This window comes from Pseudomonas sp. UME65 (assembly GCF_014170225.1).
GTDB lineage: Bacteria > Pseudomonadota > Gammaproteobacteria > Pseudomonadales > Pseudomonadaceae > Aquipseudomonas > Aquipseudomonas protegens.
In genome coordinates, this window is the sequence record NZ_LZZQ01000014.1 from 821,463 (window position 1) to 834,076 (window position 12,614).

The window sequence follows — 12,614 nt, forward strand, 5'->3', positions numbered from 1 at the left end:
GCAGACAGGCGGGTCTGTGCGCAGCAAAAGTCGAGCGGATCTATGAATCAGAGCACTGGATCAGCTCGAGGCCTCAGGCAGCCTCGGTCACCGGCGTCACCTTCTCCGGTGGTTTGATAGAGCCGATGTACACCGCAAAGATGGTCAGCAGCGCACCCGCGATCTGCAGCGCCGAGCTGGCCTTGCCGAGAAACGCCACATCGACGAAGTAGGTGATCACCGGCTCCAGCAGCAGGATCAGCCCCGCCAGGCCCAGGCTGATGGCACCGATGGAGCGGTTGACCAGCAACCAACCCACGAATTGCACCATCACCCCATAGATGATCAGCATCACCAGGGTCTGCCCATCGACGATGGCCAGGCTTTCCCCCATGGCCAGGGCATACACCAGCAGCACCAGCGCGGCCCACAGGCTCAGATTGAGCATCTGTGCGATCTTGTCTCCCCCACCGTCAGGCAACTGCGTGTTGACCTTGAGGAAATACACGCAAATGGCGTAGGCCAGGCCCGAGAGCACGCCATAGACCACACCCTTGATGCCCACTGCACTGGTCATTTCCGGCAGCAGCAACAGGTACAGGCCGATAAACGCCAGGGTGATGGAGATCAGGAAGTAGATCGACGGCTTCTCCTTGAGCAGGTACAGCCCCAGCAGGGTCATGAAGAACACCTGGCAGTTGGTCAGGATCGAGCCGATGCCCGGGCCGACGATGTAGATGCTCTGGTGCCAGAGCACCAGGTCGATGGCCAGGAACACCCCGGCCAGGGCCGTGTACAGCTGCGCCTTGGCGCTCTTGAGCAGCACCGGGATGCGCCGCACCTTGAGCAGCAGGAAGAACAGGATCGAGGCGAACAGCATGCGGTAGAACCCGGCCCCACCGGCGCCGATGTGGGCAAAGGCCACCGCCAGCGCCGACAGGCTGAGCATCAAGCCACCAATGGTCAGCTCGATGATGGCGCGGTTGGTATTAGTCGACATGCGCGACTCCATTAATGAAGACCAGAGGATCGACGTCCTGGTCCGGGTCACTTAACTTGCCCTGCTCCAGCACCTGTTGCATGGCGTCGAAAATGCTCGCCAGGCCGGCCTGCAGCGTTTCGCTGCTGATGGTCAGCGCCGGCATCAGCTTGAGTACCTGGTCCACCGGACCGCAGCGCTCGATGATCAGGCGGCGGGCGAAGCAGGCACGCATCACCGCGGCGGCCAGGGCCGGGTCGTGGAACTCGATGCCGTAGAACAGCCCGCGTCCGCGCACATCCTTGATATGCCCGGCGAAGCGTTCGGTCACCTCAGCCAGCCACTCCTTGAGCTGTGCTTCGTTGGCCTGGATGTGCTTGACCAGGCGGTCGTCGCTCCAGAACTCCTGCACGGTCTTGGTGGCGGCGACAAAGGCCAGGGTGTTGCCGCGGAAAGTGCCGTTGTCCTCGCCAGGGGACCATTGGTCCAGTTCCGGGCGATGCAGCAGCAGGGCGAACGGCAAGCCGTAGCCGCTGAGGGACTTGGACAGGCACACCATGTCCGGGGTGATGCCCGAGGGCTCGAAGCTGAAGAAGGTCCCGGTGCGGCCGCAGCCGGCCTGGATGTCGTCGACGATCAGCAGGATGCCGTGCTCGGCGGTCAGCTGGCGCAGGCGCTGCAGGAACTCTGCCGAAGCCACGTTGATCCCGCCTTCGCCCTGGATGGTTTCCAGGATCACCGCTGCCGGCAGGTCCATGCCGGAACTGTTGTCCTTGACCAGGCGCTCGAAGTAGGCGATGGAATCCAGGCCTTCCAGGTAACCGTCGAACGGCATGCGGAACACATAGGGATCCACCCCTGGCTGGCGGTTGTCACGGTTGCCGGTCAGCCCCAGGGAGGTGTTGGACATGCCGTGGAAGCCGTTGGTGAAGGCCACGATGTGCCGGCGCCCGGTGACCTTGCGCGCCAGTTTGACCGCCGACTCCACCACGCTGGTGCCGGTGGGCGAGGTGAATTGCATTTTGTAGGGCAGGGCCCGGGGCGCCAGGATGATCTTGCGGAAGTTGTAGATGAACTCCTGCTTGGCCCGGCTGTGCATGTCCAGGGCGGCCTGGATGCCGTCCCGTTGCAGGTAGTCGATCACCGCGGCCTTCACCGCCTTGGGGTTGTGGCCATAGTTCACGGACCCGGCACAGCTCAGGAAGTCGATATAGGCCTGGCCTTTCAGGTCATACAGATGACTGCCCTGGGCCTGGTCGAAGACCACCGGAAAGCTGCGGCAGTAACTGCGCGCCGAAGACTCCACATCCGCAAATACGCCCAACTCATCCATTTCTGAAATATCCATTGCTGCCTGCTCACATAAAGGGGTCGAGGTTCAGGATTCGATGCAGCGGCTCAAGCGATCTTTTCTGCAGCCTGGGCCAGGCCCAGTTGCTGGTTCAGCGAGTTGAAAATGTCCCGCGAGCGCAGCGACAGCAGGCTGAAGGAGCCGGCATCGCCATAGCCGTGGGAGGATTCGCACAGACCATTGAGGTACAACGCGGGCAGATGGCTGCCCTTGGCTGCGGCCAGGCTGTAGTCGCGCCCGATGCGGATCACGCCCTGAGCGTCGCTCTCCAGGTGTTCGGCCAGGTCCTTGAGGATCGCCGGGTAGCGTTCTTCCTGGGGGCCGGTGCCGAGGTTGCGAAAACCCGTGGCCAGGACGATCGCGTCCAGCCCGCCCAGTTCCTCGGTGGCGTGGGTGCTGCTGTTGCGCAGCGACAGGCTGTAGCCCTCGCCGTCCGGCGTGCAGCCCTGGATCTCGCTGAGCCCCTTGATGATCACGCGCTCGCGGCCCTGCAGCTTGTCCTCATACATGCCCACGTAGAGTTCCTTGATTACGTCGGCATCGGCAGCGGAATAGTTGGTGTAGTGCAGGTGGCGGTTGATGTTCTTCTTCGCCTCGGCGGAGCTGTTGTAGTACTGGTCGACGAAGGACGGGAAGTACACGTGCTCGCTGAACTGGCTGGTGTCCTTGAGGCGGAAGCCGTAGCCGCGCTGCACGCTGACGATTTCCAGGTTCGGGTAGGTGTGGCGCAGGTGCAGGATGATTTCGATGGCGCTCTGGCTGCCGCCGACCACCGCCACGCGCTTGAGCTCACCCTTCTGCGCCAGGCTGGCCAGGCGCCCCAGGTACTGGGTCAGGTGGAACACCCGGTCCGCCGCGGCGTTGGCGAACACCTGCGGAATCACCGGGGTGCGGCCCGGGGCCAGGACCACGGAGCGCGCCTGGTACTGCACGCCGGCCTGGGTGGTGATGGTGTAGAGGTTGCTGGCCGGGTCGACCTGGATCTGGCTCACGCTCTGGTTGTAGGCCACGTCCCGGGCGAAAAAGCCGGCAACCCAGCGTACGTACTCGGCGAACTCGCTGCGCAGGGGGAACTCCAGGCCCAGGTTCAGGTGTTCGAACAGGCGGTCGTTCTCGAACAGGAAGTTGGTGAAGGTGTAGCGGCTGCGCGGGTTGCGCGGCGTTACCAGGTCACGGCTCGGGTGGTTCTGGATATCGCTGCCGGAGAGCATCATCTCCGGCTGCCATTGAGTGCTCGCGTGACGCTCGAGAAACAGCCGGGTGCCGGCAAATTCCATCTCTTCCATGGCGATGGCCAGGGCGATGTTCGCCGGGCCAAAACCGATGCCGATGACGTCGTAAACTTGCCCTTCACGGCCAACATCCTTGGCAGTCACTTTATGAACACTCATAAATTCCCCTTCCTGCAACAAAAGTCAGACTCGAAAAAGCAGAAAAAACACCAGGGTCTTTTCTGCCTTCCGTCAAATAGCCATTAATTTTTAGTTAGCGTTATTCGTTATAACTAGTTCGGCTTTTTCAAACTTCTTCCGCAGCCAACTTCAGCCACTTTTGTACTGGCGGGTAGGCCAGAACTTGTTCGACATACGCCTGAAGTTGTGCCGGCACCGCCACGCCATAACGACGGAAGCGGAACACCACCGGTACGAACATGGCATCGACGATGCCGAAGTCGCCGCACAGGAACTGCTTGGAGCCGCTGGCGTGGCGCAGGTTGGTCCAGATGTCGAAGATCCGCTGGATCTCCTCCTGGGTGTCGGCGGTCAGCGGCTCGGGGGTATCGCCGGTGTTCAGGCCGAAGGACATCTGGGTACGCAGGTTGACGAACCCGGAGTGCATTTCCGCCGCGGCAGCGCGGGCCTGGGCCTTGACCAGCGGGTCCTGGGGCCACAGGTTGGCCGCCGGATAGGCACCGGCAACGTACTCGCAGATGGCCAGGCTGTCGTTGATCACCACCTTGTCCAGCAGCAGTGCCGGCACCTTGCCCGAGGGCGAATAGCGCAGGATCTGCTGGCGGGTGTCATCCTGTTCCAGCTTGACCTGAAGGGTCTCGAAGGAGACGTCTGCCGTTACAAGAACCAGCCATGCACGAAATGACCATGAAGACTTTTTGTAATCCCCAATAACTAGTTTTGTAGGCATCACTTCCCCTAGCTCGCGTTGTGAAATGGGTGCTAAATTTAGCGGCCCTCTTTTCCAACGTATTGCACAAAACTGGACAAACTCATGGATGAGCACCAACCCGGCAAAGTCTTTAGGCCAGACAAGGATTTCGTGCAGTTTTGGCGAATACCAGAAGGCGACTGTGAGTTGTTATCGGCGCGTTACAGCACTCAGTCTTTTGGCAGGCATTCACATGATCGGTATGCAGTAGGCGTTATAAGCAGCGGGGTGGAAAAACTCTTCTATAGAGGCAGCTACTACCTGGGCAGCGCCGGCAGCGTGGTCACCATCACCCCGGGGGAAATTCATGACGGCCTCCCCGGGCATGACCAGGGCTGGATGTACCGCATGCTTTACCTCGACCCGGGCTGGGTCAACCGGGTAATTTTCCAGGGCCGCTTCGGCGCCGAGCACATCCATCTGTTCCAGAATGCCCTGAACCTGGACCCCAGCTTTGCCCTGACCTTCCTCCAGCAACACCAGATCATCGAAAATTCCCCACCCAGCCTGGAGCGCGAATCCATCCTCCTGGACCTGGTGACCCAGCTCTTCGAACGCAGCGGCGCCCCCATTGCCGCCATCGCCAGCGCCGAGCGCAGCGCCGTCAAGTTCATCAAGAAGAAGCTCGAAGACGAATACGCCCGGCACATTCCCCTGGAAGAACTGGCGCAACTGGTGGACATGGACCCGCTGTACCTGATCCGCGTGTTCAAGAAGACCGTCGGCGTCTCGCCCCACAGCTACCAGATCCAGAAGCGCGTGGCCCAGGTGCAGAACCTGCTGCGCACCGGCGCCAGCCTGGCGGAAGCCTCGTTCAGCTGCGGCTTCTTCGATCAGAGCCACATGACCCGCGCCTTCAAGAAGGTGGTGGGCATTACCCCCGGCAGTTTCCGTAACAGCCGCGCCTGAGGCGCGGCCTTCTTTCCCTGTTGTTCCCGTTTGAGCAAGGACCCGCTGTATGCCCACGATCCAAACCCCGGAGTGCACCCAACTGCCGGCCGGCGCCGTCGCCTACCCCGATGCCCAGGAGGTGTTCGTCGCCGACCAGCAGGAACTGGCCGAGCACCTGCTGCCGCTGCTGTCCATCGACGCCAACCTGATCAACCCCGGCTGGTCCGGGCGCCTGCACCTGCTGAGCCCCATCGAACCCGATGAGGGGCTGGTAGGCGAATTGACGGCAGACTGCGGCTTTGGCAGCGAACTGCTGAAGACCAACTGGATCGGCTTCAAGATCGAGAACGGCCGCTACCGCCTGTGCGGCGACCCGCGCTACTTCTTCCTGCACCCGGGCAATGCCGATCTGCCCGAGCCCCGGCGCAACGTGCGGGCCAGCCTGCAACGCCATTACGCCCAAGAGCACGCCACCTACCAGGCTTCGCGCCAGCGCTACCAGGAACTCGGCCGCCTGACCTGGCCGGAGGACAGCGACTACCACATGACCTTCATCGACCAGATGGCCGGCATCGCCGAGGGCTATGGCAACTGGGTGGAAACCGTGGAGTTTCCCATGGATATCGTCGAAGCCACGGATGACAGCGGCGACATCGACGTCTGGCCCTTGAGCCCCGCGGGCCGGCGCTTCGAGCACGCGCTCAGCGTACCGGCCAGCCACTACGGAATCAGCGGCGCCGACCTGATCGTGATGTTCTACGAACCGGTGGAAGGGCTGGTGCTGTTCTGCTTCGACTGGTCCTGAGTCCCACCCCGCCCCTTCAGAACAGCGCCAGCGGATACTGCACGCGAATCCGCAACTGGTCGATGGAACCATCGGCCTGGGCGCTGTTGCCTCGGTGCCAGATCTGCGTGGCCCGCAGGTGCAGGCCCTTCAGCGAACCGCTGCTGAAGGTGTAGCTCAAATCCAGGTCGGTTTCGTGATGACGGCCATCTTCGCCATACAGGCCACGGTAGATGCTGTTGGCCGGGGCATGACTGCCATCCACTCCCCAGCCCCGCTGATAACGCAGCCCCAGGTTCAGGTCCGGCAGCCCAAGACAGGCCAGGCGCTGGTCGTAACGCAATTGCCAGGAGCGTTCCCGTGGCCCGTTGAAATCCGAGTAGGGCGCGGAGTTGGCCAGGACGATGGATTGCCCGGTCTGGCCGTCTCCGAAACCTATGTAGTCGAACGGGGTATCCGAAAACGAGCGCTGGTAGGCCAGGGTCAAGTGATGGGCATCGAAACGGTACGCCAGGGCGTGGGAGGCGATCAGGTTGTCGATGGGGCCAAACAACGAGGCGCCGCTGTCCCGGGTGCGATACAGGTTGAAGGTGTTGCTCAGGCTGCGCTCGCCAGCCAGTTCCAGGGTGTGGCCCAGGTTGAGGTAATGCTGGGTCCAGACGTCCTCCAGTTGCCCCAGGTAATAAGCCCCGCGCCATTGCTCGCCCCTGTAGTTCAGCCCCAGGTACTGGGCGCTGTCGATATTGATCCGCGCCCCGGACAAACGTCCGTATACCGTGGAAATCCCGCCTCGGGCCCTGCTTTCGGTGGGGCCGGACAAGGCACTCAGCCGCGCCGCTTCCAGGCTCAGCCCGTCCCAGTCGCGCTGTAACTGCCAGCCGTAGGCCATCCCGGGAATGATCCGGCTGTTGTTGGCCGCCAGTACCGGCGCCTGGGTGGTGAAATTGCCATAACGCAGCTGTGCCTCGGCCACCTCGAGCTTGAGGGCACCGCCAACCTTGCCATGGCTGTCCCGCGGATGCCCCTTGCCGTCCAGCGCCAGGGTGCCGGTGCCGGTGCGCCCACCGCCACTGTCGAGCTTGAAGGCCTGCATGGCAAAGGCATCGAACCCCAGGCCCAGAAGCCCGGGGGTAAAAACGGAACGGTAATACAGCTGCACCGACTGGCCCCACTCCTGGCGATAACCATTGCGCTCACTACGCGGTTTGTAGCGGTTACGGCCACTGTTGTTGGGCCCGTTGCGGTAATCCCGGGCGAAGTACTGGTTATCGAAAAACATCCGGGCCTCGCCCTCGGTGAACAGCTCCTCCCAGTCCTCATCTCCAGCCTGGCTGATACCACCCGGGCCCAGCCACAACCCCAGCAGCACAATGCTTGTGCGATACACGGACATGGCACTGTTCCTTGTCAGTGAAGGAGCGCCGCCCGTAGCCGGCGCTCAGGGATAGGAGGTCAATCCAGGGCCAGGGTGGCGCGCAGTTCGCGCCGGGCCCGGTTGAAGTCGTCAAGGGCCTCAGGGTTGTGCAGCAGCTCGACGGCCAGGGCCACCGCCGAGATCCGCCCCCCTTCAAGGTCCGTGGGGTAATGCACCCCGGCCACCACTCGGCTTTGCCCCGCGGCAGCGGCCCGTGCAAACAGCTCGTCACGCTTTTCCGGGACCATCCGCGCCAGGAGAATGGCGCTCAGGTAGGCATCCATGGTGTGCCCGCTGGGGTAGGACTCGCCCATCGGCGGCGCCAGCACCGGCTTTACCTCGGCGCTCAGCTCATAAGGCCGGGGGCGGGCGAAATGGGCCTTGGCAGGCATCAGGGTCTGCACCAGGTCCTTGAGGGTGCGGCGGAAGAACTGCGCAGTCAGCGGGTGCCGGTCGAGAGTGAACTGCGGCCCGAAAATCTCCCCGGCAAAGGGAAATACCGCGTCGCTCAGATGATCGTCGCGTTTGGCCTGCGCCACCTGCTGCGGCGTGCGTTGGCCCTGGACCAGCAGTACGGTCTCCAGGTCCTGGCGGTCCTCGGAGCTGCCGGCAAGTGGTGGTGGAGGCAGGAAGGCCGCCAGATCCAGCGCCTGAGGCGCCAGGTAGGGCTGCACCGGCGGCTGCGCCGCATGAGTGCCAAGACTGACGATCAGCAAAATAGCGCCCAGCATGGCTAAAGGTTTACCAGTCATGAAGCAGATCCTTTCTTTGGGACGAGCAATAGCGGCCCGCGACAGAGGCCACAGACAGAGAAGTGCGATTGCAGGAAGGACAAACTCAGGGCGGCGCTTGAGGCCGTGATGTCTGGCGCATGCCAGTGGACGAACAGCGGAAGACGTGATGTTCAGAACCTTGGCCCGGGGCCAGGTACTGCACAGGCGGATCGATCAATGTCCAGGCGGCAGGCGCGTTCCGGACGACCAGGGTTGCGTTCATAGTGCCCACCGTTCTTGTTGTTATCGGTTTCGGCGAGGGTGCGCCCAGGGGCGCGGTAATGCCTGATCGAGTATCCCGGCGCATCAGGGCAGAAACCATCCTGCAAATGCAGGATGGCGCAAGTCACGCTACGGGCAGCTTGAAAAAAAGCCCAGCGGGCCAGGGCAGGAGGCAATGGAGCTCTGACGCAAGTCCTCAACTGCGGGCGCGGCTACAGCGGCAACTCCACCCGCGCCTCCAGCCCACCGCCTTCACGATTGAACAGCCGCAACTCGCCGCCGTGTTCGCGGACAATGGCCCGTGCTGCCGACAGCCCCAGGCCCACGCCGCCGGTGCTCTTGTTGCGCGAGCTCTCCAGCCGGAAGAATGGTGCAAACACCTGTTCCAGAGCCTCGGGTGGAATCCCCGGGCCACGATCGAGCACGCGTACCCGCACCTGATCCGCCCCCTGTTCCAGCGCGATGGCTGGCTGCGCACCGTACTTGAGCGCGTTGTCCAGCAGGTTGGTCATCACCCGCTTGAGCCCCAGGGGCCGGCCGCAATACACCAGACGCGGCGGCCCGGTGAAGAGGATTTCCATGGACTGGTCGCGGTAGTCGTCCACCAGGGTCTGCAACAGTTCGGCCAGGTCGAAATGGGTGGCCTGCTCCAGCCGCGCATCGTCGCGGAAGAACTCCAGGGCCGAATTGATCATCGCCTGCATCTCGTCCACATCGCGGAACAGGCGCTGCTGCTGGTCGGCATCCTCGATGAACTCACCGCGCAGGCGCATGCGGGTCAGCGGTGTGCGCAGGTCATGGGAGATGGCCGCGAGCATCTGGGTGCGGTCCTTGATGAAGTGCTGCAACTGCGCCTGCATGGCGTTGAAGGCAAGAATCGCCTGACGGATCTCGTGGGGCCCCACCGGATCGATGGGCGGCGCGCGAAAGTCCACGGCAAAGCGCCGGGCGCCCTGGGCGAACTGCTGCAGCGGCTTGGCCAGCCGGCGAGTGGCAATCAAGGCCACCAGGCCGGTGGAAATCAGCACCAGGGCAATTACGATCAGGTTGCGCGTGCCCTCCTCCAGCCCCCAACTGCGTGACGCCGAAGAAAACATCAGCCAGCTTTGGTCGCTCAACTGCACCAGCAGCGCGTAGCGACCTTGGTCGCTTCGCCAGTCGCTGGGCTGATAGGCCTCGATATGCCGCTGCGGTGGGCCGAGCAAGGCGCGAAACGCCTCGGAGCCGTCGCGGTATTCGGAGTCTTCCAGCAGCGGCAGATCCAGGCCCTGCCGTGTCGCCTGCCAGACAATGCTCAGGTGATCGGTGCTGACCGAAGCCGCCAACCGCGAGCGCTGGCCCGGCTCCGAGGCCTCGACCATGCGCACGATGGCCGCGGACTTCTCCAGCAACCCGGTTTCCGCCAGTGGCGGATAAGCCCAGACCCCGGCCAACTGCACGAACAGTGCATTGAACGCCAGGGCCGTGAGCATGGCCATGATGATGGTCAGGGCGATCCAGCGCGCCACGGTGTCGCGCAGGCGATAACGCCACAAGGGCTTGATCAGCTTCACTGGCGGGTCACGCTGGGGGTGAACAGATAGCCGCCGTTGCGTACCGTGCGAATCATCGCCGGGCGCTTGGTGTCGAACTCCAGCTTGCGCCGCAGGCGGCTGACCTGGACATCGATGCTGCGATCGAAGGCGTCATGGGCCTGGCCCCGGGCCAGGTCCAGCAGCTGCTCGCGGGTGAGGATGCGTTGCGGGTGCTCGACAAACACCAGCAGCAGGTCGAACTCCCCCGCCGACAGCGGAATCATCACCTGGTCAGGCGAGCGCAGCTCACGGCGAGTCAGGTCCAGCTGCCAGTCGGCGAACTTGATCAGCGGCCGCGGCACGTCCGCGCTCATCGGCCGGTTCTCCCCGGCCCGGCGCAGCACCGCCCGTACCCGGGCCAGCAGTTCGCGGGCATCGAAGGGCTTGCTCAGGTAATCGTCGGCGCCCATCTCCAGGCCCACCACCCGGTCGCTCAACTCGCCCATGGCGGTGAGCATGATCACCGGCGTGGCGTGCTGCTGGCGCAAGCGCTGGCACAGGGTCAGGCCGTTGTCGCCGGGGAGCATCAGGTCGAGGATGATCAGGTCCGGCACCTCCCGCTCCAGAGCCGCCCACAGCGACGCGCCATCGGTGGCCACCACCACCTGGTAGCCCTGTTGGACAAAAAATTTCTTCAGCAGAGCGAGGACTTCAATGTCGTCGTCCACGATCAAAAGACGGCTCACCAGCAGGCATCACTCAAGGTCGGAAAGAGCCGATATCTAAAACCATTCGGCGCGGCCCGTCATATATTTCAACGTGGTAACAAACCTTCAGCCACGCAATAAAGCAGACATCTTTGCGCAAGGTTCACCTGCCAGCATCGGCTTCCCCTTGCTGGAGAACCCTGACCATGCGCCTGCTCAAACCCGCCTCGGCCCCAGCCCCTCTTGCCGCAAAGGAGCTGCCCATGCCCACCTGCGAACAACACGCCCTGATGCTGCTGCAACGCGTGACCAAGCTCGACAACGCCAGCCTGCATTGCCGCGAAGTCAGCCTGCGTATGTCTGAAGACCAGAATCACCTGGTGCTGACCCGCTACAGCGAGCACTACAGCCCCGAGGGCATGGAGTGGGTGGAGCGCAAGCATCGGGTGTCGGTGACCGACCTGCTGCGCTGGGTGATCGAGCAGGGCCAGCCGCAGAGCATTGAACGCGGAGAAGAACACAAGGCCTCGGCCTGAGGCCTGTAGGGGCGAGCTTGCTCGTGACGATCGCGAGCAAGCTCGCCTCTACAGAACTCCGCTAACTGATCTGACTGGCCGTGGCCACAGAGGCGCCCCTAAGCCTCTTCGGCAGACGCCTGTCTGCCCTCCTCCCCACGGACACCAACCTCTCGACACGCCAACGCACTCACCGCCAGACACCCCGCCGCCAGCGAATACACCCACACCGTGGACGCCACCGGCAGCAGCAAGCCGGCGATCAAGGGCCCGATCCCGGCGCCGATATCCCGCCACACCGCATTGGCCGCCAGGGCCCGCACCCTGCCCGTCCCCGGATGCCGCTGTGCAACCACCGTGACCACCAGCGGCAATTGCAGGGCCCGCAACACCAGCACCAGGGCGCCGCCGACAATCAGCCAATGGCAACCAAAGCCCACCAGGGCCACAGAGGTCAGCAGGGAGAAGACGATCAACATCCGCGTCGCGCCCCAGCGTTGTGCAGCGAGGCCGCCCAGGGGGCTCAGGAGCATTTCCGAAACGTAACGCAGGGCCAGAAGCCCGCCCGCCACCAGCACCGCATTGCCCGCCATCAGTTGCTCGGCCTGCAGCGACAGGCCAATGATGAACAGACCATCCAGCACCAGCCCTTCGATAAAGGACCACAGCGCCACGCTGTCGGGGCGCTGAAAACGGCGGCTGGAACTGGCCAGTGGATGGGGCTTGCTCGGCAGGCCGAAGGCCAGGAGCAGAGCGACCAGCGACGTCAGGGCCATAAGAAGGAAGATCACTCGCGGGCCATATTCGACGCTGACCAGCGCGCCCAGGGGCAAGGCCAGCATCGGCCCGGTGGCGATCAGCGCCCGGGAGCGGCCGGTGCGGCGGGCGGCGCCCGTGGGCTCGGCGGTGGCCATGACCTGGGTTGAAAGGTTGAGGGCCGCGTAGGTCAGGCCCCAGCCCAGGCGCAACAGCAGCAGCCACCAGAAACCGGACAAGGTGGCGTAACCCAGGGCGCACAACGCCGCCGTGAAGGCGGCCAGCACGCAAACCGGGCGATCACCGCGCTGGGCGTAGAAGCGCATCACATGGCTGTAGCCGAAGATCCGCACCAGGCGGTTGGCTGCCAGCAACAGCCCGGCTTCGGCCAGGGTCACGCCGAAGGCCTCGTGCTGCATGGGCAGCAACAGGTAGAGCAAGGTGTCGCCGGGCAGGCACAGGCCGAGGATCGAGGCGGCGCGGGCGGAAGCCTTGTCGGTGGTGCGGGCGTGGGTATCGGGCATGGCAGGCAAACCGGCAGGTCATGAACGGCGTTCAGCGTGACC

The 12,614-nt window shown here is 63.6% G+C and carries 12 protein-coding genes; 3 read left to right on the top strand and 9 right to left on the bottom strand.

From position 1 onward, the window contains the following. Positions 1–73 precede the first annotated feature (73 nt). The 4 genes from A9971_RS23920 to A9971_RS23935 all read right to left on the bottom strand — a co-directional run bounded on the left by A9971_RS23920 (position 74) and on the right by A9971_RS23935 (position 4,451). Positions 74–979, bottom strand: coding sequence for a DMT family transporter (locus A9971_RS23920; RefSeq protein WP_011063237.1), 906 nt, complete (start codon positions 977–979; stop codon positions 74–76). After that, a complete protein-coding gene (gene ectB, locus A9971_RS23925; protein ID WP_019094259.1) occupies positions 969–2,291 on the bottom strand; it encodes a diaminobutyrate--2-oxoglutarate transaminase in 1,323 nt (440 codons plus the stop codon). Before ectB ends, A9971_RS23920 begins: the two co-directional genes overlap by 11 nt. 65 nt (positions 2,292–2,356) lie before the next feature. After that, the gene (locus A9971_RS23930; protein ID WP_019094258.1) at positions 2,357–3,700 is read right to left on the bottom strand and encodes a SidA/IucD/PvdA family monooxygenase; all 1,344 of its coding nucleotides are present in this window, start codon (positions 3,698–3,700) and stop codon (positions 2,357–2,359) included. 127 nt (positions 3,701–3,827) lie between these two features. Continuing rightward, positions 3,828–4,451 (bottom strand): glutathione S-transferase family protein, encoded by a 624-nt coding sequence (locus A9971_RS23935; protein WP_011063240.1) that lies wholly within the window; start codon positions 4,449–4,451, stop codon positions 3,828–3,830. Positions 4,452–4,535: 84 nt separating this feature from the next. Here A9971_RS23935 and A9971_RS23940 point away from each other — a divergent pair, with 84 nt between their 5' ends. After that, on the top strand, positions 4,536–5,381 hold the full coding sequence (locus tag A9971_RS23940) for an AraC family transcriptional regulator (RefSeq protein WP_011063241.1): 846 nt from the start codon (positions 4,536–4,538) through the stop codon (positions 5,379–5,381). A gap of 49 nt (positions 5,382–5,430) precedes the next feature. Continuing rightward, positions 5,431–6,168: a hypothetical protein gene (locus A9971_RS23945; RefSeq protein ID WP_011063242.1), complete on the top strand. Its 738-nt coding sequence runs from the start codon at positions 5,431–5,433 to the stop codon at positions 6,166–6,168. A 16-nt stretch (positions 6,169–6,184) separates the two neighbouring features. Here the strand turns inward: A9971_RS23945 and A9971_RS23950 are convergent, their stop codons facing one another. From A9971_RS23950 to A9971_RS23965, 4 genes are all read right to left on the bottom strand, one after another. Further along, positions 6,185–7,540, bottom strand: coding sequence for an OprD family outer membrane porin (locus A9971_RS23950; protein ID WP_183000049.1), 1,356 nt, complete (start codon positions 7,538–7,540; stop codon positions 6,185–6,187). Between the two features lie 59 nt (positions 7,541–7,599). Beyond that, complete coding sequence (locus tag A9971_RS23955; RefSeq protein ID WP_053159966.1) at positions 7,600–8,313, bottom strand: phosphatase PAP2 family protein; 714 nt, start codon at positions 8,311–8,313, stop codon at positions 7,600–7,602. 455 nt (positions 8,314–8,768) lie between these two features. Further along, positions 8,769–10,109, bottom strand: a complete 1,341-nt coding sequence (locus A9971_RS23960) for an ATP-binding protein (protein ID WP_011063246.1) — start codon at positions 10,107–10,109, stop codon at positions 8,769–8,771. Further along, entirely contained in the window at positions 10,106–10,816 is a 711-nt protein-coding gene (locus A9971_RS23965) for a response regulator (RefSeq protein ID WP_183000050.1), read from the bottom strand. The genes A9971_RS23960 and A9971_RS23965 overlap by 4 nt, the downstream gene beginning before the upstream one ends. A gap of 224 nt (positions 10,817–11,040) precedes the next feature. On the opposite strand from A9971_RS23965, the gene A9971_RS23970 reads away from it, so the two are divergent. After that, positions 11,041–11,313: a hypothetical protein gene (locus A9971_RS23970; RefSeq protein WP_011063248.1), complete on the top strand. Its 273-nt coding sequence runs from the start codon at positions 11,041–11,043 to the stop codon at positions 11,311–11,313. Between the two features lie 98 nt (positions 11,314–11,411). Here A9971_RS23970 and A9971_RS23975 read toward each other — a convergent pair whose 3' ends face one another. Further along, complete coding sequence (locus A9971_RS23975; protein ID WP_183000051.1) at positions 11,412–12,572, bottom strand: MFS transporter; 1,161 nt, start codon at positions 12,570–12,572, stop codon at positions 11,412–11,414. Positions 12,573–12,614: the final 42 nt, after the last annotated feature.